General features: G+C 55.1%; 25 protein-coding genes. 6 read left to right on the top strand and 19 right to left on the bottom strand.

Going from position 1 to position 26,543, the window contains the following annotated elements; all coding sequences use genetic code 11:
* Nucleotides 1-6: 6 nt before the first annotated feature.
* From cas1c to EPN93_16805, 9 genes are all read right to left on the bottom strand, one after another.
* On the bottom strand, nucleotides 7-1,035 hold the full coding sequence (gene cas1c, locus EPN93_16845) for a type I-C CRISPR-associated endonuclease Cas1 (GenBank protein TAL31749.1): 1,029 nt from the start codon (nucleotides 1,033-1,035) through the stop codon (nucleotides 7-9).
* Nucleotides 1,019-1,654, bottom strand: coding sequence for a CRISPR-associated protein Cas4 (gene cas4, locus EPN93_16840; GenBank protein ID TAL31809.1), 636 nt, complete (start codon nucleotides 1,652-1,654; stop codon nucleotides 1,019-1,021). The genes cas1c and cas4 overlap by 17 nt, the downstream gene beginning before the upstream one ends.
* Nucleotides 1,655-1,723: 69 nt before the next feature.
* Nucleotides 1,724-1,990, bottom strand: a complete 267-nt coding sequence (locus EPN93_16835; GenBank protein TAL31748.1) for a DUF2442 domain-containing protein — start codon at nucleotides 1,988-1,990, stop codon at nucleotides 1,724-1,726.
* 15 nt (nucleotides 1,991-2,005) lie between these two features.
* A complete protein-coding gene (locus EPN93_16830; GenBank protein TAL31808.1) occupies nucleotides 2,006-2,275 on the bottom strand; it encodes a DUF4160 domain-containing protein in 270 nt (89 codons plus the stop codon).
* A gap of 264 nt (nucleotides 2,276-2,539) precedes the next feature.
* Entirely contained in the window at nucleotides 2,540-3,451 is a 912-nt protein-coding gene (gene cas7c, locus EPN93_16825; protein TAL31747.1) for a type I-C CRISPR-associated protein Cas7/Csd2, read from the bottom strand.
* Nucleotides 3,452-3,469: 18 nt separating this feature from the next.
* Nucleotides 3,470-5,212 carry a type I-C CRISPR-associated protein Cas8c/Csd1 gene (cas8c, locus tag EPN93_16820; GenBank protein TAL31746.1) on the bottom strand — a complete coding sequence of 581 codons (1,743 nt, stop codon included), beginning with the start codon at nucleotides 5,210-5,212 and terminating at the stop codon, nucleotides 3,470-3,472.
* The gene (gene cas5c, locus EPN93_16815) at nucleotides 5,209-5,967 is read right to left on the bottom strand and encodes a type I-C CRISPR-associated protein Cas5 (protein TAL31745.1); all 759 of its coding nucleotides are present in this window, start codon (nucleotides 5,965-5,967) and stop codon (nucleotides 5,209-5,211) included. Before cas5c ends, cas8c begins: the two co-directional genes overlap by 4 nt.
* A complete protein-coding gene (locus tag EPN93_16810) occupies nucleotides 5,957-8,323 on the bottom strand; it encodes a CRISPR-associated endonuclease Cas3'' (protein ID TAL31744.1) in 2,367 nt (788 codons plus the stop codon). Before EPN93_16810 ends, cas5c begins: the two co-directional genes overlap by 11 nt.
* Before the next feature lie 275 nt (nucleotides 8,324-8,598).
* Nucleotides 8,599-8,979: a GIY-YIG nuclease family protein gene (locus tag EPN93_16805; GenBank protein ID TAL31807.1), complete on the bottom strand. Its 381-nt coding sequence runs from the start codon at nucleotides 8,977-8,979 to the stop codon at nucleotides 8,599-8,601.
* A 205-nt stretch (nucleotides 8,980-9,184) separates the two neighbouring features.
* Between EPN93_16805 and EPN93_16800 the strand changes: the two genes are divergently transcribed.
* The 3 genes from EPN93_16800 (at nucleotide 9,185) to EPN93_16790 (ending at nucleotide 14,591) form a co-directional block, all read left to right on the top strand.
* Nucleotides 9,185-10,165 carry a WYL domain-containing protein gene (locus EPN93_16800; GenBank protein ID TAL31743.1) on the top strand — a complete coding sequence of 327 codons (981 nt, stop codon included), beginning with the start codon at nucleotides 9,185-9,187 and terminating at the stop codon, nucleotides 10,163-10,165.
* Between the two features lie 633 nt (nucleotides 10,166-10,798).
* Nucleotides 10,799-13,081 carry a glycosyltransferase gene (locus tag EPN93_16795; GenBank protein TAL31742.1) on the top strand — a complete coding sequence of 761 codons (2,283 nt, stop codon included), beginning with the start codon at nucleotides 10,799-10,801 and terminating at the stop codon, nucleotides 13,079-13,081.
* 28 nt (nucleotides 13,082-13,109) lie between these two features.
* Complete coding sequence (locus EPN93_16790; GenBank protein TAL31806.1) at nucleotides 13,110-14,591, top strand: glycosidase; 1,482 nt, start codon at nucleotides 13,110-13,112, stop codon at nucleotides 14,589-14,591.
* A 34-nt stretch (nucleotides 14,592-14,625) separates the two neighbouring features.
* Here the strand turns inward: EPN93_16790 and EPN93_16785 are convergent, their stop codons facing one another.
* The 4 genes from EPN93_16785 to EPN93_16770 form a co-directional block, all read right to left on the bottom strand.
* Nucleotides 14,626-15,351: a lysine transporter LysE gene (locus EPN93_16785; GenBank protein ID TAL31741.1), complete on the bottom strand. Its 726-nt coding sequence runs from the start codon at nucleotides 15,349-15,351 to the stop codon at nucleotides 14,626-14,628.
* On the bottom strand, nucleotides 15,314-16,432 hold the full coding sequence (locus EPN93_16780; GenBank protein TAL31740.1) for a DUF1624 domain-containing protein: 1,119 nt from the start codon (nucleotides 16,430-16,432) through the stop codon (nucleotides 15,314-15,316). The genes EPN93_16785 and EPN93_16780 overlap by 38 nt, the downstream gene beginning before the upstream one ends.
* 10 nt (nucleotides 16,433-16,442) lie before the next feature.
* Nucleotides 16,443-17,192: a hypothetical protein gene (locus tag EPN93_16775; protein ID TAL31739.1), complete on the bottom strand. Its 750-nt coding sequence runs from the start codon at nucleotides 17,190-17,192 to the stop codon at nucleotides 16,443-16,445.
* 63 nt (nucleotides 17,193-17,255) lie between these two features.
* On the bottom strand, nucleotides 17,256-19,001 hold the full coding sequence (locus tag EPN93_16770) for a D-aminoacylase (GenBank protein TAL31738.1): 1,746 nt from the start codon (nucleotides 18,999-19,001) through the stop codon (nucleotides 17,256-17,258).
* Nucleotides 19,002-19,159: 158 nt separating this feature from the next.
* Between EPN93_16770 and EPN93_16765 the strand changes: the two genes are divergently transcribed.
* Both EPN93_16765 and EPN93_16760 read left to right on the top strand, forming a co-directional pair.
* On the top strand, nucleotides 19,160-19,513 hold the full coding sequence (locus EPN93_16765) for a hypothetical protein (protein TAL31737.1): 354 nt from the start codon (nucleotides 19,160-19,162) through the stop codon (nucleotides 19,511-19,513).
* Between the two features lie 50 nt (nucleotides 19,514-19,563).
* Nucleotides 19,564-20,988: an NAD-dependent succinate-semialdehyde dehydrogenase gene (locus EPN93_16760; GenBank protein ID TAL31736.1), complete on the top strand. Its 1,425-nt coding sequence runs from the start codon at nucleotides 19,564-19,566 to the stop codon at nucleotides 20,986-20,988.
* Nucleotides 20,989-21,034: 46 nt separating this feature from the next.
* Here EPN93_16760 and EPN93_16755 read toward each other — a convergent pair whose 3' ends face one another.
* Nucleotides 21,035-22,258, bottom strand: coding sequence for an MFS transporter (locus EPN93_16755; GenBank protein TAL31735.1), 1,224 nt, complete (start codon nucleotides 22,256-22,258; stop codon nucleotides 21,035-21,037).
* 93 nt (nucleotides 22,259-22,351) lie between these two features.
* Complete coding sequence (locus EPN93_16750) at nucleotides 22,352-22,657, bottom strand: hypothetical protein (GenBank protein ID TAL31734.1); 306 nt, start codon at nucleotides 22,655-22,657, stop codon at nucleotides 22,352-22,354.
* Nucleotides 22,658-22,951: 294 nt separating this feature from the next.
* Here EPN93_16750 and EPN93_16745 point away from each other — a divergent pair, with 294 nt between their 5' ends.
* The gene (locus tag EPN93_16745) at nucleotides 22,952-24,076 is read left to right on the top strand and encodes a hypothetical protein (GenBank protein ID TAL31733.1); all 1,125 of its coding nucleotides are present in this window, start codon (nucleotides 22,952-22,954) and stop codon (nucleotides 24,074-24,076) included.
* A gap of 98 nt (nucleotides 24,077-24,174) precedes the next feature.
* Here the strand turns inward: EPN93_16745 and EPN93_16740 are convergent, their stop codons facing one another.
* The 4 genes from EPN93_16740 to EPN93_16725 all read right to left on the bottom strand — a co-directional run bounded on the left by EPN93_16740 (nucleotide 24,175) and on the right by EPN93_16725 (nucleotide 26,274).
* A complete protein-coding gene (locus EPN93_16740) occupies nucleotides 24,175-24,504 on the bottom strand; it encodes a helix-turn-helix domain-containing protein (GenBank protein TAL31732.1) in 330 nt (109 codons plus the stop codon).
* Complete coding sequence (locus tag EPN93_16735) at nucleotides 24,501-24,854, bottom strand: addiction module toxin RelE (protein ID TAL31731.1); 354 nt, start codon at nucleotides 24,852-24,854, stop codon at nucleotides 24,501-24,503. Before EPN93_16735 ends, EPN93_16740 begins: the two co-directional genes overlap by 4 nt.
* Nucleotides 24,855-25,045: 191 nt before the next feature.
* The gene (locus EPN93_16730; protein TAL31730.1) at nucleotides 25,046-25,498 is read right to left on the bottom strand and encodes a DUF1801 domain-containing protein; all 453 of its coding nucleotides are present in this window, start codon (nucleotides 25,496-25,498) and stop codon (nucleotides 25,046-25,048) included.
* Nucleotides 25,495-26,274 carry a cyclase family protein gene (locus EPN93_16725; protein ID TAL31729.1) on the bottom strand — a complete coding sequence of 260 codons (780 nt, stop codon included), beginning with the start codon at nucleotides 26,272-26,274 and terminating at the stop codon, nucleotides 25,495-25,497. The genes EPN93_16730 and EPN93_16725 overlap by 4 nt, the downstream gene beginning before the upstream one ends.
* Between the last annotated feature and the right edge of the window lie 269 nt (nucleotides 26,275-26,543).

Genomic DNA, 26,543 nt, shown 5'->3' with positions numbered 1-26,543 from the left:
ATCCTCCTACCTGATATAAAAAGGCGGATACTGTACAAGGTCCCCGCGGACATAGCGTGCGAGCAGCATCGCCTGGATATGCGGGACCAGGCCTATCGTCGTCTTCTCGCCCAGGAACGGATGTTCGATAACCTCGTCCTTCCGTTTCTGATAAGCGATGAGCACCTCCTTCCTGCCCTTGTCGCCGATACGTATCTCACCGGTTTCCCGCATCTCGAAATCCTCTTTTGTGAGCTGCTTTAAATTAATAAGATTGAGCACGACGCGGTCGGCAATATAGGCACGCAGCTCCTCCATGATGTCCAGCGCGAGGCTCGGCCTTCCCGGCCTCAGGCGGTGCAGGAATCCCACCTGCGGGTCAAGCCCGGTAGTCTCCAGCGCGGAGCGGATATCGTTCACAAGAAGCATGTAGACGAAAGATAAAAGCGCGTTAATGTTGTCGAGCGGCGGCCGCCTGGAACGTCCTTTGAACTGAAAATCTTCCCGTTGCGAAGTAATGAGTTCGTTGAAACACCCGAAGTAGGCCGATGCGCTCTCTCCCTCGAAACCGCGCAGGGTGTCCAGACTGTGCGCCCCCTCTACCAGTTTCATCGTACGGGCCAGTGAGCGAACTCCCGCACACATGTCGCCGCCCTCGTCTTCCCCATGATTGCGTATATGACGTTGAAGTATATTTCTCGAATTTGCGATCTTTGCCGCGACAATGTTCCGCGCCACCGAAAGCGATTGTTCTTCGGAATCGGACATCGAGTAATGTTTTTTTCTCAGGAGGACGTTACCGTGCTGTTCCCCGTATACGCGCGCGAGAAACCGTCCATGCATGGAAAGATAGCATACGCCGATATTGTTCTCGGCACAGAACGCCATGAGCGCGGGCGTCACCGGCTTAAAGCCGAAGCAGACGATGTTCTCGATCGTCTGCACCGGCGCCTGAAGAACCTTTTTCTCGTCGATTTCAACGACGAACGTCATACCCTCTTTATGTATGTACGCGTCTGGAGAGGTGATATAGAGCGTGTTAAGATGTCTCTTCATCGATCGTGTACAACCCCCTGATATAGGTTGCGAGCCGTTTCTCGCCGATACCGGGCATGCACTGCTCCAGGAGAGAGCAGCTGTCGCATTTTTTCTCGCGCTTCGCGGCCGGCACCGTCCTGGTTTCAATCATTCGATGAACGGCCGCGATAATGTCCTCCGTCTCGCGGCGGAGCGCGTCGTCAAGCTCGACCGCGAGCCTCCTGCGGGGCCTTCCGTAGTAAATCGCCCCTTCCCGGACGGGCAAGCCCGTCATCTCCTCCAGGCAAAGGGCCTGCGCGCAAATCTGCGCGAGGTCGCAAATATCGCGCTTGGGTTGTCCCGATTTATACTCCACGGGAAAGGGATGCTCCGTCCCACCCTCCTTTTTGAACTCGACCACGTCCGCCCTGCCGGAAAGGCCAAGGCGTTTGGAATAGATGTTCAGGCTCCGTGCGATGCGCATATCCCCACGGGTTTCGTCGTCGCCGGAATCTGCGCGCTCGTGCATGATTTTTCCACGCGCGGTGAATCTGTTCTCCGCCCACAGGCCTTCAACGTGGATGAGCGCGCATTGTCTTTTGCAAAAGATATAATGCTGTATCGATGAGAGCTGGATGTAGTCTTCTTCGGGAAACATTATTGAATTCGTTTTTCCCAATATCCCGGCTTCCTTCTCAATTGCATAATGGCGGCTGTGGGAGGTAGTTTAAGGTTTCTGCCTTTCCCCGCTAATTGCATTTTCCGCCGGCTTTCCGATCGCGTCGAGCGTATCGGCGCTTAAATCAAGCCCATTGTCCCATTCAACGCCCCACGTGATGGACTTCGCGGTCTTGAACAGCGAAGGATCTTTCAGCTCCTGGAAATCTCCTCTTTCAAGAAACGGGGCGATATCACATATTTTTTCATCTCCGTCAGCGAAACGGACGAGCAACCCATTGTGGCCACTAATTGCAACATCGGATATTTTTCTCATGATTATTCCTCCTAATCAGTCCAGCGGCCGTATTTTGAAGGGATGCTCGCCGTTGACCGCAAGGCGCCAGTCAGCTATCAACTCTTCCCTGTGGATTTCCATCCATGCGAATAAAATCCTTTTCGCGCGCGGAGGAAGGTCTCCCTGTAGTAGTTCGCCGCTTTCTATAGCGACCACGGCGGATTCGTTCTGATATTCGACATGAATATGAGGAGTATGATGTTTTTGATTGTCGAAGTTGAACATTCGGACGATGATCCCGTAAAACATTGAAATGACAGGCATATCGTATTCTCCTGTGCTGGGCTTCAGTTGCCGGCAGCCCTCGCTATAGTCGGTGGCGTCCCTTGATGCGGCATTCTGCGTGGTCCTGTGAGAGATTTCAGAAGTCATCGCTGATTCTCTCGATTAAATTTGCAGATTTACTTTTAATCTTCATGTTTCCGCTGATTCAGACTGCTCATCTCGACTCCGCTCGATGAGCAGTCTGGTAGATTCCTAAGCGGTTCAGACCAGGCGTAGTCGGTGTAAGTCGAAAGGAGCAAAGTTTTACTGATTAGCCACAGGAACTTTTAAATATATCTCCTTCACGGGCTGACCATCGAGAAGAATCTGGTAATCTGTAAAGTCCCGCGCCGGACCGTCCTTAATCCTTTTCCAACTCACCCGATCAAACAAAGTGTGGGCGGGCTTATTCCCGAGCGCAGTAGCATGTTCGAAGACGACGAGCGCCCTCGTACACATGAAACCGCGCGCCGCGGAGCGGTCGTGCTCGAACATCTCCTGAAGCGCCTTCCAGAAAAGATCAAGATCATCCTGTGAAAAACCAGTCTGAGCTGCGAGATGAGCGGAAACAAATCCGTGAGCACGATAAAGACCGTAGGGAACGGTGAACTTACGGCCCATTTCACGATCTTTTCCTTTTTCTTCGTAATCCTCTCTACGTGTTACCGCCATTCTTGTTATACAATGTTCCAAAGCGACAACAGGCTCCAAGGAACGAGCAAAAGTAAATTGAATAGGCCCTCTTACTTGGCCGGCGTTTGCACCTGTTGACAACACTCCACCAAATGATCGTATATCATAGTAGTCTTTGCACATCTTCTCACGTCCTTTGGAAATCTCGCTACCTTGTGCGATTCCAGATCCATTACGTTTTTTCCCATCCTCAGTGTTGACAGGAGGCTTTTCAAGATCGATTTTTAAATCAGAGTATGCTTTCTCGATTAAATCATTCAGAATTCCTCTTTCCTTTACAAATATCTCATAGCCCTTTTTATTTGTCTGGATTAATTGAACATAATTTCGCACCTTTCTTTTCAAACAGACATCGGTAACCAAACCCATACCATTTTCAGCATCAATACGCGGTAGATTACCCGCGTCTGGATCCCCATTCGGATTGCCATCTTTTACATCAAAAAAAAGAACGAAATCATGTCTTCTATCAATTGTATTCATTTGCATCCTCCTCTGTTCCTATTTATTGTCTGATTTTGGTTTGAAATAATCTTGACGCTGGTGATAGTAACCAATTGCAAATTGCGCTTGCTCTTTCATTATTAGATGTGAAGGAAAGTCCTGAATTTCATCACATATCTCGCAGATTTCTTTTTCAAAATTCACTCTTCTTCCTACATTGTCCAATTTCGCAAGATGATGATTTTTAAGGGTCAACAATCTTGAAAAAACCGTTCCTGGACTGGTTGATGCTGCTCCGTAAAACCGTTCTCGAACCGTCCCTGCCCCACCTTCTTCATCGATCTTTTCAATAACCGCAAAAAGCCTGCCGAGTCGGTATCCGATATCGTTTTTTACTTTATCAAGACTCATAAGAACCTCCTTTTCATTTTTATTATAAAAACGGTTATATCTATTAAAATATGCTTTAAGTATCGCCGCTCTCGTCCTCGTTACTACGCGTTCGGCACGGATACGGTTCATGTCCAAATTAAGTAGTGAATCCGGATAGGGAGTTCCGTCTAGCATACTCTCTATCACTTTTCCAGCAAGGTTGGGAGGTACATTATCTATCTTGTATTCCAAAGCCGTGGCTCGCAGTATTTTACTGAGTGGCAGATAATCAGGCTCTTGAGGTCCTCGAACAATCTCGAAGTCATTAAAATGTTGTTTTATATTATCTTCAAAATCGCTGACTTTTCCGACCTTCCAGAAGCGCACCGAGATTCTTGCAGAGTTCGGGGAAAGGCCGAGCACATAAAATCGGTTTCCTTCATCAATCGTCCGTTTTCCCGAAAGCACCGAATCAAACAAGCCTTTAACTGCGCGAGCACCCTTGTCCGGATCGTCTTTTGGAGAATCATCAATCAGCCATTTGAAATTTTCCTCAAGATCATACATGGCTGGTTTTTTTTCCGCCCAAAAGACGGTTGTTATATCATTTATTAAGAGTTTATTTTGTGAATTTTTATCCAGAAGCGTTTTTAAAGCAGTCGAATATGCGGCTTCGGCCTGCAAGGAGACCGGAGCGTTATAAGCTTGTTCTTTTCCGTAGGAATCATAACCTGAATTTTTTTGAAAAGCCAGTATTTTCGCATTGCTTTTCGATCCAGGAATCGGTGTTGCGGTGTGGGTTCGTTTTATAACACCTTTCTTGCCGGTGATTAGACAATATCCCTCAATAGGCGGTTTGTTGGCTTCTTCTTGGTTTGTTTGCGAAATACTGTTTGAAATGAAATTTGCAAGTAATTCTCTTTCTGATACCAAGCATTGATCACTTTCCAACTGGAAAGTTAAATTACATCCAGGAATGCTCGAACACTCTTTCCACAGAGGATGTTTTATTACTTTCTCCTGTTGATTTTTATTGTAAAAATTGAGTATTGCATTGATCCCTTTATCTACCCTAACTTCCCCTGGAAGGTTCCTAATTCTATTAATAAATGCCTCATTTTGTTTTTTTGCCATATCTATAGCTTTTATTGTATCGTCTCTAGGAAATGCCAGGACATAGCCATAATGATCCCAGAGTAAAAAGGCCGTTTGCCATGAATTTGATCCGGAACGACCTACTGATTTCGGAAGGATATAGAAGTGACCAATTTTATTTTCTCTGGTATCGATCAGGTCATTAAATGAACCATCTTCCCTGATTTTTATAATGTATTTGATTTCCTTCTTTTCAAATCCCTCCGTCGCAATATCACTCTCAGGATCAGCAGCTTTCCTCTGATAATACTCATACAAGGCCTGCAGAATCATCTCCTTACCTCCTCGCTTTCCCAGTCCGGAATTTGAATCACACCATTATCCATCCGTGCTCGGAAAAAAGCGGGTTTGGGATCGTTTGTGTCGGTAAAATCCATGTCATAGAGCATAAATCCTAGATCGCGTGAAGGTTCATTTAGCGCAGGTTTCAGTTTTTGTTCTTTCTCAATATTTTCAACCAATCGAAAACCGGCGCTAAATTCCCGGCAGCCAAGATAAGGTTGATTGAAACACTGCCCTTTTATTGCGCGCCGTTCGAATATGCCGTTGTATTTTCCTGGATTTTCATCCGTTCGCAATTCGTTCTTTTCATCTTCATTGATCAGAAAATCAGGAGTCCGCCCTGGCGTTATCTTGCGCTTGTTCGGAGGTATGTAAACCAATTCCGCATGCAGTCGATACCTGACTTCTCGAAGTAACAATCCAGCTCGCTGCTGCCGATTATCTTCAATAAAAATTCCATCTGAACGGTCGCTCATAACAACGCCAACCTCGTTTCGCCGAACTGAAATCCATTTAATGGGAGCCAACACCTCAATTTTCTTAATCCGCCACTCGACAGCCGGTTTCCAAAAGATTGCCTCGAAAATAGCCCGTGCCGCTGAGGGCGTAATAACATCATAACTCACCCTCTCGACCTTCATCTCGGGGCGCGTAAAACACGCATAGTCTCCCCACACCTCAAGGCAGAAGATTTTGTTAAAATATTCCCTTTCCAATATTCCCTCCGTGAAATCATCAAACGACATTCAATGCCGAGTCGGTCTCGATATCGTACATTAGACCAAGACCTTTTTTATACAACCCATCACTCGTCTGCACAAAGTAGCCATTCGACTCTTCGTCGCTCACAAAGCCTTCATTAACAAGTTTTTGCAATATCCGGATGGGAACAGTCACAGTAAATCTTTGCAGCTTCCTAGCCAAACTCTGACTTGGACCGTAATTTTTCAGCTCATCAATCAATTTCAAGCTACTATGATTTTTACCTTCGTACCAGATAATAATTCCTTTTTGTGCCTGATCGTCTATCAATCGGAATTCATGAGCAAAGGTGCGGAATTGGAATTTAAATTCTTCCGATTCATCCACCAAACACGTTTTGAATTTCGCTTTGTCGAAATCGTTCACGGCGGCATAGAAAGCATTAAAATATTCCGTGAACAATTCCGGTTTCAGCTCAATCTTACTTCGCTGTCTGAGTAAAGATTTGCTGGCGTCCTCCCCCTTTCGAAGCAATCCAACGGGCGCCGATTTTGGAGGATTGAAGACCACAACCTTTCCAAGCTCCCCCATAGCGTTAAGTTTTCCCTCACGATTGCAGCGTCCGGCCGCCTGAGCGATGGAATCCATACCGGCAAGGGCCCGATATACTATGGGGAAATCAATGTCCACGCCAGCTTCCACAAGTTGAGTGCTTATAACCTTGACCGGCTTCCCTTCCCTCAAAGCAGTTTTTATATTAGAAATTATTTCACTACGCTCTTCCCCGCACATAAGCGCGGATAAATGGATCGTTCCTTCCGGCATAAGCGCATGGAGGTCCCGGCAGTCATTGCGCTTGTTGACAATACAGATTACCTGTGGGTAATGGTTAAGCTCGTTGGCAACGTCGTCCCAAGAAGATCGGCTATTCAAGTCTGTTGGCGGTTCAATCGTCACTCTTTTGAATGATTTGGAAAGCACTTCGGGCCCATCAATGATGGGCCTAACACTTTTCAACCCTTGAAACGCGGTACCTTGTGAGCCGATTTTTCCTTCAAGTGTGGGCTGGGTGGCGGTGCATAAAACTACCGTCACACGAAAATGATCGACGAGCCCTTGAAGCATGGAAAGAATCGGCCTCAGGTATTCCGGCGGAAGCATCTGGGCCTCATCCAAAATAATTACGCTATTGATTATATTATGGAGCTTCCGGCAGTTCGACGGGCGGCTCGCGAATAGTGATTCAAACAGTTGGACATTGGTTGTTACAATTACAGGCGCGTCCCAGTTCTCCGTCGAGAGGATACTTGCGGGAGATTCTTTATCAGGATCGATATTGCTATGGTGATCAAGAACTGCATTCTCACCAAAAAGCCAAGTGCCTGTTTTTAACACTTTTTCAATTTCTTTTTCATCATCAGTGCCGTACTTATAGACTTTTGCGGTCTGTTCAATAATGCTGGTGTATGGTATCGCCATGATAATTCGTTGTTTATCATGTTTTATTGCATGCTCCAGTGCAAACGCCATTGAAGAAAGGGTTTTCCCTCCGCCGGTCGGGACATTCAGAGAAAATATCCCTGGTTCAATTTTTGCTTTTTCCCTGCAAGACTGAAGGATAGCATTTCTTTCCCAATTTATGGAATTGTCTTTTGCTTCTCTTCTCTTATTATCCATAAAAGAATCGAACCGATGCTTTAATTCCTTAAGTGTTGGATATTTCCCTCTCAACTCCGCCCGTTCGGGCTTCATGAATGCTTCGGTGTCAAGATAATCCGCGTCCACAAGACAGGAAAAGAGCATCCGAATCCAGAGATGGAAGTTTTCTTTCTGTGTCATGGGATCGGGAATGCCGAGGGGTGACGTAACAGGAAGGTTCTTTTCGATGAATTCCTTGCTATCTGGTTCAGTCTTTATTCTATTTAGCTCTTCTGTCCATAAAACACCATCCTTAAAAATACGATTCTGAAGATCACCTCCTGCATAATCCGGATACCAATCAGGCAAACCTGCATGATGACCTGAAACAAGATACGCAATTATTCGCGCGATAGTCTTTGCTTTCTCGCGATTTTTAACGGCTTCCTCAAAAAGCTTGAAAGAAAGAACCGCACCGGCAGTGCTATGGTTTGGACGGCCTTTCTGTGTTTCAATATATGCACCTTCATCATATCCCGTTTCCTTTCTTATGTATTTCTGCCATTCCGGAAGGTACTTCCCAAGGTCATGCCAATATCCCGCAACCTCCGCCCAGTCCCCGCTCCCAAACGCCTCCGCAAATCCCTTCGCAAGGATCGCAACTCCATCCAAATGCTCTCTAAGCGTCTGGGTTTTCCATTCCCCCGTGTCATCACGCTTTACATGGGCTATCTGCACAGTGGCGGAGGCGCGGCGGTTCATGTTCGTTGACTCGGCCATACCGATTCTTTTTGTATGATCATAGTACCTCAATAAACATATAAATAATCAATACAAATATTCCTGTTATGATAGGCAGGTTTCACTTACATGGGGAGTTCCTCTTTCATCATTCCAGCCTTTCCCCCGCCTGCAATTGACGACATGCACACAAAGTACCATATCGCCTACGACAAATAGAGACCTACACATTTGTTTCGAGCTAGAAAATCCTCCACTAATTCCGCTTGCTTCGACTCCGAGCGTTTCGACTCCGCTCAACGCACGGTCTTATTAACCACTCTCTGCCCGGCATTCTCAGCCACCCCTTGAGCAGGGCCCCCACCCGCTCCCTGAGCGGAGTCGAAGGGAGCGTTCCTGCAATGAGTCTCATTTCTGCATTCCGCCAGTTCATGCACCCTTTCCCAGTTTTGCTCAATGAGCGCGTGTTTCTTTTTATGACTCCACCCTTGTACCTGTTTCTCCCGGTAAAAGGCGTCATCTATCCGATTAAACTCTTCATAAAATGCCAGTACCACCGGGAGGCGTTTCGCGGTATAGTGAGCGCCCATTCCTGCATTATGCTCTATCAAACGTTTTTCAAGATTCCAGGTACTGCCCGTGTAATATGTTCCGTCGGAGCACTCGAGAATGTACATGTAGGGCATTGGTTTTTCTCCTTGGAACTCCGCACGTTTCGACTCCGCTCAACGAGCGGAGCCTCCCCCCGTTCCCTGAGCGCAGTCCCCACCCGTTCCCTGAGCGGAGCCGAAGGGAACGTTACTTATACGTTCGGTAGTATTATTTATTGAATATTTTTTCTTTGTTTGATAGAAATCCACTGATGCGTACACAAAACGGTGCATGGAGGAAACCATGCAAAAATTCAAACCCCAGTTCCGCAGGTTGATCTTCATCGACACACGCGTCCGCCGGGGCGATTATCCCAATTGCGCCACGCTGGCGCGCGAATACGAGGCGAACGCGCGCACCATCGCGCGGGATATCGAGTACATGCGCGACATGCTGGATGCCCCAATCGAATACGACCAGGGGAGACGAGGGTATTATTACACACAGCCAAACTACATGGTTCCGGCCATCAATGTGAGCGAAAGCGACCTGTTCGCGTTATGTGTAGCCGAAAAGGCCCTTGCGCAATACGCGGGGACCCCGCTCTATTCCACGCTGGACGCCGTATTCAGGAAACTCGCGTCCCTTTTGCCGGACGATACGCGTGTAAGCCCGTCATGGCTGGGCACGGAGTACTCGTTCATTCCCGATAGCGCCGCGACCATCGATCCCGAAGTATGGGAAACCCTTGCGGTCTCCCTTCGCGGACGGAACGCCGTCGAAATAGAACACCGCAAGGCGCACGGAGAGATTACGAAACGCGTAGTGCACCCTTACCACATCGCCGCGTTCCGGGGGGAATGGTACCTCATCGCGTGGTGCTCACGGAGAAACGAAGTACTGCGTTTCGCGGTGTCCCGCATAGAAAAGGCGTGCGTATGCGACGGGCGCTACGAGATCCCCGCCGGATTCGACTTCCGGAATTTTCTTGGGGAAAGCTTCGGCATAATGGACGAGGGCGAGCCCTTCACCGTGCGCGTTCTGTTCAACTCCTCGCAATCTCCGTACGTACAAGAACGGAATTGGCATCCCAGACAGGAGGTGGACCTTCGCGCGGACGGCAGCCTCGTGCTCTCTTTTCCCGCCACATCGCTTTTCGAAGTCAAGCGCTGGGTACTCTCCTGGGGAGCCGATGCCCGTGCGATCGAACCTGAGAAACTTGCAGCGAGCATTAAAGCGGAGCTGATGAAATCGCTTGGAAGCTACGGATAATGAGGGTCCGCCAAGGCGTTTCTTTTGCTCCGTTCATCTGCTTATTCTCCTCTTCGATGCACCCATCCTGCGGATCATCACGGCCGGTGCTGGAGAAAACATCCTTCCCGGAGAAAAATTCTATCGTTGTTTTTCACCCTTCGCTCGTACTAATAGGTGTCAGCAGTTCTTAGTGATACATCAATAGAGAAATGGCAGGTACCGCTACCATGAAGCATGATATCGCTGTGAGCCTCCCCCGATATGTCCGTTCGGTCATCACGGAGGCCCATGGAAAGTGTGGAGGGTATGTCCTGTATACGAGAAACGGCCGTATTTTCGCGCGTATTCATTTCATCCCGCCCAACTCCGCGCCTTCGTGTCATTACACGGTATCTGGATCTGATAAAATTATGCGTTGACTTACAACCATCTCCAGCTTATATTCAAAATACCGGAAGGAAACGATTTTTGAACAGGCAGGACCCTCGTTCGGCCGAACGGGGAATATAGAATAACAAGAATCTATGACCTTTGGAAGTTTGTCTCACGTATCGCGACCGAAGAAGGTAACTAATTATTCCATTCCCCAACCCAGCTTTTCCTGACAGCACTGCAGGCGATTAGCAACCGGCAAAGGACGGCATTCGAATAATGCAAAAATCATCGGACATTCGTAAAATAGCCTTCCTGGGAGATTATCTCCCCAGGAAATGCGGTATAGCCACCTTCACGACGGATCTGCGCACGGCGGTCGCCCGGGAGTACCCGTCCGCGCAGTGCCTCGTCGTACCGGTCAACGACATCGAGGGCGGATACGACTATCCTCCCGAGGTGCGCTTCGAGATCGCCGAACAGGAGCTGCCGTCCTACCTGCGCGCGGCGGATTTCCTCAACATCACCGATGTGGACGTTCTCTGTGTCGAGCACGAGTTTGGTATCTACGGCGGGGTGGCGGGAAGCCACCTGCTCGCCCTGCTCCACGAGCTGCATATGCCCATCGTGACCACGCTTCACACGATCCTGCGCGACCCCAACCCCGACCAGCGGCGGGTCATGCACGAACTGATCAGGCTTTCGACGCGGCTCATCGTCATGGCCGATAAGGGCCGGCGCTTTCTGCTCGACGTGTACGAGACGCCGGCGCACAAGATTGACCTTATTCCGCACGGCATCCCCGACATGCCCTTCGCCGACCCCAATTTTTTCAAGGACGAGTTCGGCGTGGCGGGCAGGCAGGTACTGCTCACCTTCGGCCTTCTCTCGCCGAACAAGGGCATCGAGTACGCCCTTCGCGCGCTGCCGGCCATTATCGCCGAATTTCCCCGTACGGTGTTCATCGTGGTGGGCCAGACGCACCCGAACCTCCTGCGCGACGAAGGCGAATCGTACCGGTTGAGCCTGGAGCGGATGGCCAAGGACCTTGGCGTGTCGAAGCATGTCGTTTTTTTCAACCGCTTCGTGGAGCTGGATGAGCTGATGCGCTTTATCGGCGCGGCGGACATCTACATTACGCCCTATCTTACCGAAACGCAAATAACCTCGGGCACGCTGGCGTATGCGTTCGGCGCCGGCAACGCGGTCGTATCGACGCCCTACTGGCACGCGACGGAACTGCTTGCCGAGGATCGCGGCAAGCTGGTGCCGTTTCGGGACCCGGAGGCAATCGCGCGCGCCGTCATCGACCTTCTCCACGACGAGCCGCTGCGCCATTCGATGCGGAAAAACGCCTACCGAATGGGGCGCGACATGGTGTGGAGCCGTGTCGCCCAGCTTTATATGCAGTCCTTTCACCAGGCGGGTCAGGATCACAGCTTCATCGGGCGGAAATCATCCCCTATAAAAACCCTTGACGAGCAGCCGGGCCAGCTGCCTCCCCTGAAGCTCGACCACCTGTTTCGCATGAGCGATTCTACCGGAATATTCCAGCACGCCAGCTTCACCGTTCCGAATTTCTCCGAAGGCTACTGTACGGACGATAACGCGCGCGCGCTGGTGCTTGCCCTGCTGCTGCAGGGCTCGGGTCACGGCTCCCCGCGCGTGAGCGAGCTCGCCGCGACCTATGCGGCGTATTTGAATCATGCCTTCGACCGGAAGAGCCGACGATTCCGTAATTTCATGAGCTTCGACCGCCAATGGCTCGATGAAACCGGGTCGGAGGATTGCCACGGCCACGCCCTCTGGGCGCTGGGACTTTGTATGGGACATGCCGCCCAGAGCGGGCTCCATATGCTCGCGGCGGAACTTTTCGAACAGGCCCTTCCCCCCGCGCCCGGGTTCACCTCGCCGCGCGCGTGGGCGTATGCGCTTATCGGTATCGACGAATATCTCAGGCGGCTGAGCGGCGACCGACGCGCCGAGCAGATACGGGAAACGCTCACCATGAAGCTGATGCAGCGCCACGCGGACGCGGCAACGGGGGCCTGGGACTGGTTCGAGGACACGGTTACCTATGCGAACGCCAGGCTTTCCCACGCGCTCATTCTCAGCGGGCGATCAATGGAGGACACGGCGACGCTGAAAACCGGCCTTTCCACGCTGCGCTGGCTTATCGGGATACAAACATCCGATGCCGGTTCGTTCCGCGCGGTGGGGTCGAACGGATTTTTCCCCCGGGGCCAGGAACGCGCTCTCTTCGACCAGCAGCCCATCGAGGCTCAGGCCACCGTATCGGCCTGCATCGAGGCCTATTACGCCACTGGCGATTCGTTCTGGGCGGATGAAGCGCGCCGGGCCTTCGAATGGTTTCTGGGACGCAATGACCTGGGGCTTGCCCTGTACGATCCGAGCACGGGGGGCTGCCGCGACGGCCTGCATGTGGACCGGGTGAGCCAGAACCAGGGGGCCGAATCGACCCTTGCCTTCCTGCTCGCGCTTGCGGAAATGCAGACGCTCCAGGGCGCGCTCACCAGCTTCAAGGAAACCCCGGGCGCATAAAATGAACAAGGCATATACCACGGGTGAAATGGATGGTACGGAATCGGCGGCTTCCCGCACCGTTCACGCACAGCGTATCGGACCGACCCTGACCCCTGACCGGTCCCGGGTGCTCATGCGCCCCTTTTTCCCGGTTAGGGATGACATCGCGCGAAGGATCGTCGCCCGCGTCATGGCCCTCACTGAAGAGGAAGCGGTCCGGCTGCTCGAACAGGTGCTGGGCGAGTTTGAAAACCGGCATGAAAGCGTGGAGCGGATTTTTCGACACCGTTTCGCGCAGGTGAGCGGGCTCCTGGGGTCGGGGCAGGCTATTTCCCCCGAACGCCAGGCGCTTATCGGTTCCTATTTCTCCCACGAGTATTCCCCGGAGTCCGCGGCGCTGTTCAATCCTTCCATCGTACCGCATCCCGACCAGTCGGGGCTTCCCCCGGGCTCACTCCGTTTCATCCTGAGCCTCAGGGCCACCGGCGAGGGACATATCTCCTCGATCACCTTCCGCACCGGCACCGTGAGCGCGCGGCATCGCATCACCCTTACCCCCTCCGTTCCGTTCGTCGCAGAGCCGGAGCGGGTGCTTAAGGCGCCCTACGAGAAACCTCTGTTCGCCCGCAAGCTCCAGGAAGCCGGCATGCACAATGAATTCTGCCGGCGCGTGCTTGACCAGCTCGGCGAGACCTTCGTCCTGGACGACCTGCGCCGTGTCCTGACGGAAGCGGAGCGCCGGCGCTCGGGCGCGTTCGACGGCCCGGCCGACGTCGCCGCCCGCGGCATACTCCTGCTGGCCGAATCGAACTACGAGGTAAGCTTCGATCCCGGCAGCCAGGTTTCGCAGCGCGTCCTCTTCCCTTCGGTTCCAAGCCAGAGCAACGGCATCGAGGACGCGCGATTCGTCCGGTTCCGCGACGACGACGGCGGTTACACCTATTACGCGACCTACACCGCGTACGACGGCAGGATCACCATCCCGCAGCTCCTCGAGACCAAGGACTTCGTCCGATTCAAGTTCATCACGCTAAACGGTCCCGCCGTGCAGAACAAGGGCATGGCCCTGTTCCCGCGCAAAATCGACGGCCTTTACGCGATGCTTTCGCGCCAGGACGACGAGAACATTCTGCTGATGTACTCCGACAACATCCACTTCTGGCAGACGCCCCTGCCGCTGCTCCGTCCCGAGCAGCCATGGGAGTTTGTGAAGATCGGCACCTGCGGCTCTCCCATTGAGACGGAGGCGGGATGGCTGGTGCTGAGCCACGGCGTGGGCCCCATGCGGAAGTACTGCCTGGGCGCGTTCCTGCTGGACCTCGAGGACCCCTCGCGGGTAATAGGCCGCCTCCGGGAACCGCTGCTGGCCCCGAACGAGGCCGAACGCGAGGGCTACGTCCCGAATGTCGTGTATACGTGCGGGGCGCTTCTGCACGGCCGGGAGCTCGTCATCCCCTATGCGATGAGCGACTATGCCACCAGCTTCGCGACCGTAAGGCTGGCCGAGCTCCTGGGGGCGATGGAATGAGGAGGGCGCCAGGACGTGCCACTGCATATGGGCATCACTTTTTCGCGAGCATCTTCACCGCATAAACCAGGAGCACGATTCCCATCGCGATATTCAGATACGTGACAGCGGCATTGGGCAGAAAAGATTTAACCATACTTGAAGCGAACGCCACTCCCGTCAGGAACAGCAGCGTCGCCAGGATGCATCCCGCCGAAAAGTAAACGGTTTCGCTCCGGGAATACCCGCCCTCCGACACCCTGGAAGAAAACACGCCCGACCAGAACAGGATGGTCAGGGGGTTCGATGCGGTGATGATCAAACCGTTATAGAACGGGTTCCCGGTCAGGGCGCCGCCAAAGACGCCGATCGCCGGAAGGATATTCATTGCGAAGAGTTCGGATACGACGATATTCAATCCAAAGATAAATACCACCAGGGACCCAAGCGCCCTGAGCATCTTCCCGGTCCTTGGCCCCTGCAAGAGAATCGAGATTCCCGCGAGCGCCGCGACGATATACAGGGCGTCCACCAGCGCCACCGCGAGCACGATGCGCTCGGCATACCAGAACCCGCGGTCGGTTCCCCCCTGGAACACGTACAGGCAGACGGGCCCTATGGCCAGTTGAATGACCATCCCGAAACCTACACCGCTGAGCACTATTTTAAGGATCGCGTTCCTCTGCGAAGAAGGGTGCGGTTTTTTTGACGTCCCGGTTTCCATTGAAGTCACACACCTTCCATTAAAGACGAATAAAGATGCGCTTCCTGTACAATACATGCATCACCCCTGTCCACAAGAGCATGAAACACACGGAGTACGCGAGCGACGCGGCGAACGGTTCCATCCAGGAGGCGAATAGAGCGTTATACGCCATCGCCTTGAGCGGGACGGGCGCGCCCCCCGCGCCCGCGAGCGCGATCTTCACGCTGAGCGCGCCCGACACCGAGGACATGACGTAGGCCGCAAGCGGGTTCGTCCCCAGGGCCAGAAGCGGCGTTTCCCACGCGCGCGGGGTTTCCGTATTCGCGAAAAGCTGGAAGCCGGCGAGCACGATGAAGGCGATGCCGCCGGTCACGAGGGCGAAGGTGGGCGTCCACATCTGCTTGTTGAGCGGCACCAGGAGGGAGAGCACGAGTCCCGCGACCACGAGGAGCTTCCCCGTGATGAGGAGCTTCCGTACCGCCTTGCGCGTATCGGCGCCCGCCATGCCCGCCGCGATCACGCCCAGCAGCGTCGTCCCCAGCGCGCCAAGCGTGCCCACGATTCCCTCGGGGTCCATGCCGGGCGCGATGGACCCCCCGTAGGTGTGACCCGCGAGGAGCTGCATGTCCGCCCACCGGCAGATATTCCCCAGCGGATCGAGCTCCCCCGCGCCGTACCCAGGCACCGGCGCGAAGAGCAGCACGGCGCCGTGCAACGCGAGCGTCCCCGCGCACATGCCCCACACGGCCCTCGCGGAAAATTTCATGTAGATGAGCGACGCGGCAAGGTAACAGACCGCGATGCGCTGGAGCACGCCGGGAATGCGAATCGCGTCCAGCGAAAGTGCGGACATCGCGTTGAGCGACATTCCCAGCAGGAAAATGAGCGCCGCCCTCCGGAGCACTTTCAGGATTCGGGGGGCCGATACTCTCCCGCCCGTCGCGCCGGACGCGAGCGGTATTGCCATGCCCATCGAGAACAGGAAGAAGGGGAACACGAGATCGGCGGGGGTCATGCCGTGCCAGGCGGCGTGCCGCACGGGCATGGCGACGTGCGCCCAGTCCCCCTGGTTGTTCACGACGAGCATCCCCGCGAGCGCGGCGCCGCGCAGGAGGTCCAGGGAACGAAGCCGCGGGGTTTTGCCGCGCGCGTCCACCGGACGGGCCCTAGAGCCCCAGGAAGCGGATCGCCAGTCCGCAGAGCAGGATCGAGAAGCCGGCGAGGGCGTGCGTGTAGCGCTCGAATTTCTTCACGGGGAGGAGCGTAATGCCGTAGAGCGAAACGAGCACCACGCCCATCATCGTGAGGATCGTCGCGCCGCCGAACACGAGCGCCACCAGGGCGACGCTCGTGCCGCTCCGCGTCGCGGCCGGGTACATGAGGATGGGGATGAGCGATTCGCAGGGCCCGAACACGAAGATCGTGAAGAGGAGCCAGGGCGTGATGTTCTTTTTCTTCCCTTCCGCGTCATGGACGTGGAGGTGCCCGCCCTCGTGGGAATGCGGGTGGAGGTGCGCGTGACCGTGATCGTGGCCGGCGCCGTTATGATCGTGACCGGGATCGTGCTCGTGCGCGTGCCGGTGGGTGCGGTGCCGGTACGCCGCCTTGAGCCCGTAGAGGAGATAGGCGAACCCGAACGCGATGAGCAGCCACGCCGCGATGTTCCCGCGCGCCTCCTCGAACTGTTCGATCCCCGAGAGGGCGAGCCCCAGGCTGATCCCCAGCACGCCCAGCACCACCGAGCCCGCGATGTGCCCGATCCCGCACAGGAGCGTGATCCACATGGTCCGCGACACGGACCATGCGCGCGCCTGCGCCATCATAATGAAGGGAATATAGTGGTCGGGCCCCAGTATCGTGTGGATGAAGCCCAGTGAGCCCGCGGTCGCAAGCAGCAGTGATAACTCGTTGTTCATGTATCGGCACCCGAATCCTTTGATGCGCACGAATAGCACGGGGGTCCGATATCGTCAACCAAATCACGCACGCGCCGCCTGGCCCCTCCGGATAATGTTTCCCGGGAGCGCGTTTTTCACCGGCTTCCCGTCCGATACGACCTGCGTCCCGTTGATGAACACGTGCCCTATCCCGCGCGGATGCACGCGCGGACGATAGAAGTCCGCGTCCGTGGCGATCGCGTCCGGATCGAAGACGACGATATCGGCCGCAAAATTCTTTTTGAGAATTCCACGCCCGGGGATATTCATGCACGCGGCGGGAAGCGAGGTGCACTTGCGCACGGCCTCCTCGAGCGACAGGAGCCCCGTTTCCCTCGTGAACACCTGCAGGAAACGCGGGAAGCAGTCGTAGAAAATATGCGCGGGCCTTCCCGACGGACGCAGGATCGTGTCGGTCGCGGGCACCGAGCGCGGGTGCGTGAACCCGGAGCGCATCGAACGGAAGATGAAGGGATCGTCGGGCACGGTGGGTGTGTGGAACACCATGACCTCCCCGCGCTCCGCGATGAGCAGATCGCACAGTGCGTCAAAGGCATGCCTCTTCGTCGCGGCCCCGATCTCGGGGAAGGTCTTCCCCTCCATCCAGCGGTTCGCCTCGCCCGCGACGGCCATGACGCGCAGTCCCGACCAGCCCGTCATCTTGATGTAGTTGAAGGACCAGGTCGCGCCGTCGCGGTGCGGCCACGCGGGTTCCGTGCGCGCGATATCGCGCTTCACGCGTACGCGGAAGGCTTTATCGGCGAGGCGCGCGAGCGCCTGCTCCTTGCCGCCCTCCGATACGTACGGCGGGAGAAAGGCGAAGAGCTCGGTGAAGCCCTGTGCGGTGGGGACAAGATCGAAATGGACGCGCACGCCCTCGCGCTCGGCTTCGTCGAATCGCTTGAGCTTGGCCTCCAGGGTCTTCTCTATGGGTATGGGAATGTGAAGGCGGTTGTACGCGAACGAGCCCGCGCGCGCGAAGGCGCGCGTGAGCGCGCCCATCCCCTTCGTATACGGCTGCCAGTAGAGGTGCGAGACCTGGATGGGAACGCCGTGGTTCCTTCCCACCGCGAAGACCTCGTCCAGCGCGAGGTCGATCGTGTGCGCGTAACTGCGCAGGTGCGAGGTGAAAACCCCGCCGTAGCGCGCGAGCACCTTCCCGCACCCGTCGAGCTCCGCCGCGTCGCTCTCCAGCCCGGGGAAATACTGGAGCCCCGTGCTCATCCCCAGGCATCCCTGCTCGAGCGATTCCTCCAGGTAGCGCTCCATCGCCCGCTGTTCGGCGTCTTCAAGGAGCCTCGTCACCAGGCCACTCGCGGCGATGCGCAGCGTGCCGTGTCCCGCGAGGAGCGCCATGTTGAGCAGCATGCCGCGCGATTCCATCGCCGACATGAACCCGGCAGGGTTTTCCCAGCCGACGGAATTCCCCATCTTGAGTCCCGAAAGGTTTTCCAGATAGGTGAGGAGTTTGTCCCGGTGAGGACCCGCGGCCAGCGAGCCCGAAAAGCCGCAATTGCCCCCCACGAAGGTGGTGATGCCCTGCATGACGAGCGGCTCCAGTAAATCGGCATGCGAGTCAAGGTGGACCGCGAGGTCCGCGTGGGAGTGGATATCGATAAAGCCCGGCGCCGCGACAGCGCCGCGCGCGTCTATTTCCCGCTCCGCGATCGCGTCTTGAAGAGGCCCGATTTCCTCGATGCGCCCATGGGACACGCCGATATCGCCGGGAAACGAAGGCGCGCCTGTCCCGTCCACGATTCTTGCATTTCTAATAATCAGATCGAGCATCGCGATACCTCCGATTGTCCGTGTCCCCCCGCGAACCGAGGGATGTGTTGCCCCTGTATAACGCCTCCACCGCCGCCCAGTCAAATTAATTTGCGCCCGTGGAATAGGGCTTGCTATTCGACGCTCCCCGCGCGATAGGTCTGAGCGGGAAGTCACACATGATCATTTACAGCCGTTTCTTGGTTAACGTGTTCACCCTCGGCAAGGCCGTGGGCATCACCCTTTTCCCCTTCATATTCATCGTGCCCGAAATGCACGGAAACCGGGTGGTGATCAACCACGAGCGCATCCACCTGCGCCAGCAGCTCGAGATGCTGGTAGTGATTTTCTATTTTATCTACCTTTGTTCCTTCCTTTGGAACATTATTAGAAGGAAGAATTTCATGGCGGCATACATGCGGGTACTCTTTGAACGCGAGGCATATGCGCACGAATACGATCCCGACTACCTCGCCCGGCGAAGGCTCTACGCGAGCCTCCGGTATGCGTTCGGGAGAAACGGGCGGGCATGAAGAATATATTTTCACCGATACTCAGGATGTCATGAGTCCAGGGGGAGCATATGGAAACGTATAGACCATTTATAGGCGGGACGTGGATCGATTCGACGAACAAGCTTTCGATAATCAACCCCGCGACGAATGAACCGTTCGCGGAAGTGGCGACGATCGATCGCGCCGCCGTCAGGGGCGCGCTGGAAATCGCGGAAAAGGCGTTTCATGCCTGGAGCGCGCTTACGGGGCTGGCGCGGGGGGCGTTCCTGTCGGCCGTAGCGTCCGAGCTCGAAAGGCGATCGGACGCGATCGCCCGCGTCATCACCATGGAGAACGGAAAGCCCCTGGCCCAGGGCAGGGCCGAGGTGGCCATGACCGTCGACCATTTCCGCTGGTTCGCCGAGGAGGCGCGCCGCGGATACGGGCGGGTGGTGCCGCACCAGGCCGACGGGAAGCGCAATATCGTCATCAGGCAGCCGGTCGGCGTCGTGGGATGCATATCCCCGTGGAACTTCCCGCTCGTGCTCGCGGCGAGAAAAGTCGCACCCGCCCTCGCGGCAGGGTGCGCCGTCCTCCTCAAGCCGGCGAGCCAAACCCCTCTCTGCGCGATCGAACTGGCGAAATGCATGGAAGCGGCGGGCGTCCCGGCGGGGGCGTTCCAGGTCGTCGTGGGAAAGGCCTCGGAGATCGGCGACGAGATGCTGGAAAATCCCATTTGCAAAAAGATCAGCTTTACCGGGTCGACGGAGGTGGGGAAAAGGCTCATCCAGGGCGCATCGACGACATGCACCAGGCTTTCCCTGGAACTGGGGGGAAACGCGCCGCTCATCATATTCGCCGATTCGGATTTCGATCGCGCCGTCGAAGGGGCCATGACAACCAAGTTCAGGAATAACGGGCAATCGTGCATCGCGGCGAACAGGATTTACGTGGAGCGTCCCGTCTATGAAAGATTCCTCGAATCGTTTGCGGCTAAAACCAGGGGTCTCAAGGTGGGCAACGGCCTGGACGCGGGGGTCGATATCGGCGCGCTCATTAATAAAGAAGGAGTCGATAACGCCCTTCGGTTGATCGAAGACGCGAAGAACCGTGGAGCGCGGGTCGTATGCGGGGGCGCGCGATGGGGCTCCCGGGGAAATTTCCTGGAACCCACGGTCATCGCGGACGTACCCGACAGCGCCCTGTGCGCGCGGGAGGAAATTTTCGCGCCGGTGGCGGCGGTATATCCCTTCGATTCCGAGAACGAGGCGATCGAAAAGGCCAATGCCACGGAATTTGGCCTTGCCGCGTACGCCTATACGAGCAATTTAAACAGGGCGATTCGCCTGGCCGAGAAGCTCGAAGCGGGATCAATCGGCCTGAACGATGCGGTGCCAACGACAAGCAACTGCCCCTTTGGCGGATTCAAGCAGAGCGGCTGGGGCCGCGAACTCGGCAGCGAAGGGCTCGACGCGTTTCTTGAAACCAAGCACATATCCATAGGGAATATCTGACCCGGGGAATCGCCTCTCGGGATTGTTTGCATTTGTCGGTGTTGCCCTATTGGCGCGGCTTCCGTATCACGAACAGTGCCAGTCCCGCCGCGATGAAACCGGCCGCGCAGATGAACATGGCCCGCGGGCCCATCGTATCGATAACCAGCCCCGCGGCGGCCGGGCCCGCGAGCAGTGCGCCGTTCTGACAGGCCATGTAAAGCCCCATGTATCCCGCGGTCCTGTCCGCGGGTATCAGCCTTAAATAGTACGTATACGCGACGGTGAGGACGACGGCATACCCGCCGCCTGCGAAAAAAAGCAGGATCCAGACCAATGAGACGGAACGGGTAAATCCCATGATCGCCATCGAGAGCGCCAGTACGACCAGGCCCGCGGCGGTGACGCGCCTGTGGCCCAATCGATCCCCCATCATGCCCGCGGGCAGCGCGCACGCCACATACACGGCGATCAAGAAGAGCAGTTTTATCACCGCGTCCCCGGTATCGACGTGGAGCATGTCCCTGACGGCGATCACGAAGAACACCATCACCATCCACAGTCCCGTCCACCAGCTTGTCATCGCGGCGAGAAAAATCAGGACGGGGCGATTGCGGAACGCTTCCCCCAGGAGCCCTTCGGCAAATACGGACGGCGCGCCGGCCGGGGGCTCGCGCGTCCCCACGATCATCACGCCCGCCGATACGGAGATTCCCATCGCGGCCCAGACGAACGGCAGGTGGCGCGCCGTGTCCCAGTTCCTCGCGCCGAAAAACATGAAGGAGAGTATGCCCACTCCTCCCATTAAAAACATCATCCCCGCCGCGATCCCTCGCTGCCCCGGCGGCGTCAGGTCGGGCAGGAGCGCAAAATACGGGCCGATAGCCGTAAAAAACCCCGCGTACAGGAAGAGCGAGAGCAGCATCGCCGCGCCGATACTCGTCGTCATGTACAGGAGCGCCAGGGACAGCAGCACCGTCACCCATCCCGCCAGTATGAACGGCTTTCTCTTTCCCCACCGCGTATGCGTCCTGTCGGAAAAGCCCCCGACGATCACGGGCATCACCGCGCCGAACACGCCGCCTATGGAAAGGGCCAGGCCCGTAAGCGTCTTTGACCCGGTCAGTTCGTTGAGATACAGGGGAAATGTCGCCGAATTGAAGCCCCAGAAGGTCTGGACCGCGAAAAGTCCGCTAGAAAAAACAAGGAGCTGCAGGAATGTTCTTCGTTCAGGGGCCATACGCTCCTCGATTATCTTTTCAGCGTTGGGAATAATGTACGCTTCATCCATTACGCGCTTCACCCTCCCCCGGCCCCTCCCGTCGAGGGAGGGGAAATAGAAAAAGCATACCCCGGCTCATAGAGGCGTGCCGCCGGCGCGCCTCTACGAATCCGCCAGGTGCGTCCGGATAAGGTCCTGCAGGTTCATGATACGCTGGTTGAGCACCCCCAGGAACGAATTGTGCGGGTCGCGGGAATAGAGCGCGGCGACCCTCGCGGCGTATCGCGCAACGGCCTCGCCCATCTTGAGCACCAGCGCGCGCTCTACAATCCCGCTCATCATGATCTCGCTCACCAGCTCGTGCATGAGGGCGTTCTCGCGCCCGAATTCGGGCCAGTCGAAGACCGTGACAGCGAACTCCCGGCAGAAGCCGGCGAGGGTTTTTCGGTACTGGGATTCGGGGTCCATGGCGCCTCATTGGAGCGTGCCTCCCGCCTCCCGTCACGCCTTTTTTCATCAAGGATATGTTTTAAGAATCGCGGGGGGCCGATACGCCCGTCCTGCAGCTCGCGGTATCGGTCCCCGAAAAATCCATGCACGGTGACGCCAGGACGCACCGCGCGACGCCGATTTTCCCCTCCCGCCACTGAGCGTATGCTCAGTATTGAGTTGACAATCGACGGGCGTGCGCATAGGATCGATTCCGCCCGCGAGACGAGATCCGGGCACCGCCGCAATTCCAGATACGGGGAGGACCGTGCAATGATACTCGGCAATCACAAACTGTTTGCGTTATTCCTTCATCCCGCGCTGCTCGCGCTCGCGCTGTGCGTCGTTTCGATCGCATGCTCGCGCGCGGCCGAAAGTCCCGCATGGGACAGGCCGTCGCTCGGCGTGCTCGACATCAATATCTGGTCGGGGCTCGACTACAAGGGCAACGTGACCATGGGCGAATACGAGAGCCCGGAGACGCGCGAGGTCCGCTACCAGGCGCTTTTGAAACAGGTGAGGGCGCTCGACCCGGACGTCATCGGGGTGCACGAGGCGAACAAGCTTCCCGCCTATATCGACCGCCTCGCGCGCGACCTGGACTGCGACGCGATCTGGCACGTAGGCGTGGGCGGCGTGCGCGCGGGCGCGGTGGGACTCCCGTGGAACCTGCGCGAAGGGGACGCCCTCCTCGCGAAGAAGGGACTCAGGCTCGAATGCGTGAAGCGCCTGCAGCTCTCCGGCGGCCCGGTGGGAAATTTTTTCACCTTCCACTTCGAGGACGCGACCCAGGTGATCGCGGCGCGGATAACCGTGAAGGGTAGCCCGGTGTACGTATTCTCCACGCACTGGCACGCGTCGCCGCTGGACGCCCCCGACGTGCGCGCGAAGCTCGCGGAGCTCAGGGCGTCCATGAAATCCCCCGACGAAGAGTATAAATCCGCGATCGCGGAGATTGATGCGGGCGCAGCCTGGAGGATGGACGAAGCGGTAAAGACGCTCGCCCTCGCGGACGAGCTCGCGACCGGCACAACCGCGCTCATCATCGGGGACTTCAACTCGATCGCCGAACTGCCCGAATTGAAGCTCCTTGAAAAAGGAGGCTTCGTGAACACCTTTGGCGCTCTCAACCCCGGGAAGCCCGGCTTCACCTGGGACCCGGTCCGTAACGAAAACCAGAAGAAACACTACGCCGCGCGTCCCAAAAATCCGTCGCTCATGGACGAGTTTTCGTTCTGGGAGGATCACGCGCAGCGGCGCATCGACCACATCCTGTTGCGCGGCGGCGTGAAGCCGGTTCTGGTTCCCCGCGAGAGCCGGGTTGTGCTGGATGAGATCGTGGACGGTGTCCATACGAGCGATCATTTCGGGATATATACCAAGTTTGACGTGAAATGAGAATAATGCATGCACTGGGAGGATGCTTCCAGTGCGTGCGCCTCTCGTGGAGATGGGGGGATAAAGAAAGGCGATAGAAGAGATAACGGCTGGGCGTACTATTTTATGGATAAAATTCCATACTTCTCCAGGAATTTATTGTCCTTTTCGATGAGATTTAAAAATCGTTGAGCGGTTCCATTGGGAATATTTCTTCCCGATTCCCATGCCTCAATTGTTTTAATAGATACACCTAGTATATTTGCAAATATATTTTGAGATATGCCTAGTTTTATTCTTAATAGCCTGATTTTATTAGCTGAAATCGGTGTTAATGGAGCAATTGAAACTTTATGAATAGAGAGATTTTTCAATTTTTTCCCTTTTTCATATGATATTGCCTCATTCATTCCCTTCGATATACTTTTAAAAAGCGACTGGTTTTTCATGACTTATCCTTTTTCTTCGATAGTTCTTCTTCAAGGATTGCAATAAGTGATTTTAGAATATTACGGTCATCTTTAGTTAGGTTTTCCTTGTCATTCTTTCTGTAGGCCGTTATAAAATATATTTTCTTGTGTATTATAAAATCGATATAAATGATTCTTGCTCCACCACTTTTACCTTTTCCAGGAAGAGCCCATCTGAGTTTTCGAATCCCGCCTGTTCCTTGAATTATACTGCCGGATTCAGGATGAATGCAAAGATATTCTTCGATTTCTCTTATGATTTCATCTGTAATTCCAATATGCTTACAAGCTTTATCAAATTCAGGCAATAAGATAAATATGCGTTCCATATAAGCAAGAATACGCCCTACTGGATAGGGTGTCAAGCAAAAAGCCACCCCAGAATACTTCCAGTGCGTGCGTCTTTCATGGGAAATGGGGAGATGAAAAAAAGGCGATGGAAGAGATAGAGGCTGAGGTGTTCGGCGGGATACCAGTCTTTTCTTCTACGATATAATGTTAGGGAAGAAAATCATTATTACTATTTCCTGTCCTTCATTTCCTTTATGCTTGCTTTCACTAGTTTGTTCACCAATGCTTTTGGTATCCCTTTGTCTACTGAAAAACTAACAATGGCTTTAGTCGTAGTATAGTCCGTAAGTTCCTTTTTGTGATTTTCTATCACTGGAGGACGAACATGCAAACGCACATTAGGTTTCTTATAGCTGAACCAAGCAAACATTCCGTTATAATCATAACCTTTATAGGAATATCCTGGCATTTGGAAATAACTAACCGTTTCAGTAGCATCAGGCGCTACTTCCTGGATTGCAGACCTAATTTCATTCAATTTGTCCCGAACTTCTTCCGGGTGTTGTGCTATGTATTCATCGACTCCACCCGGTTCGATGGAATCAGGTTTGCTTTTGGTCATCTTATTTTCCTCCGCGAAACGTGCTTCTTTCATGAGCCGGCATCGGCCGGGTAGCATCACTCATCAACAAGCGCCACCGCGCGTATCCATCCCGCGCTCGCGTTCCTGATCTTCACCGGGAAGCAGAAAAAGGTGAAGCCGTTAGACGGAAGCGTTTCCAGGTTCGTGAGCTTCTCGATATGGCAGTAGCCCTTCTCGATACTCGCGAAATGCCCCTCCCAGATGATAGACGAATCGTGGCTGTTCTTGAAATCCTCGGCGATCAGGGGAAGGGGACGGTCCCAGCTCCAGGCGTCGGTGCCCACGACCCGTACGCCGCGGTCGCACAGCCACAGCGTGGCCTCGCGGCCCATCCCGCATCCCTTGACAAGGTATTCCGGCTTCCCCCAGTACTTGTCGGCGCCGGTGTTCACGAGCACGATGTCCCCCTCGCGAAGCGTGTAGTCCATCGCCGTGAACGCGCGCTCCATGTCGGCGGCGGTCACCAGGTGGCCGTCGGAAAAACCGCGGAAATCGAGCTTCACGCCGTTGCCCACGCACCACTCGAGCGGCACTTGGTCGATCGTTAGCGCATCGAGCCCCCCGCTCATTTTCGGGTGGTAGTGCCACGGCGCGTCCAGGTGCGTCCCCGAGTGCGTCGAGAGGGTCACGAACTCCATCGCCCAGCCCTTCCCCTCCGGAAGGTCCTTTTGCTTATCGATGCCCGGGAAAAAAAACCCCATCTGGTCCGCCCCCTCGTCGTGAGATACATACTGGATTTTCGGAATCATCATGGGGGGGTCCGATGGAATATCGTTTTCGATCGCGATTGAGAGGTCGACGAGTCTCTTTGACATTTGCTCCTCCACACGGAAAAGGCTGGCGCGTCCGCGACTCCTTGAATAATGGATACTTCCGGAAAAGTCAAATTAAAACCTGGAGCCGCCGATTCGCCTTCACGGGTTGAACAGATTTCTGACGTTTCGCAATGAAAATACGAGAAAATGTTCTTATTTTCGTCCCTCCTTCGTATTCATTTCATACGCTCCACGTTTTCTCCGGAGGATACGGAATGCTGCGAACGAGCATCAACATGAGAAACGATATCTTCTTTAAGATAAGCATC

The sequence above is a fragment of the Spirochaetota bacterium genome, assembly GCA_004297825.1.
GTDB lineage: Bacteria > Spirochaetota > UBA4802 > UBA4802 > UBA5368 > FW300-bin19.
The sequence above is the reverse complement of the archived record's forward strand: the minus strand, read 5'-3'. Positions and strand labels throughout refer to the sequence as shown.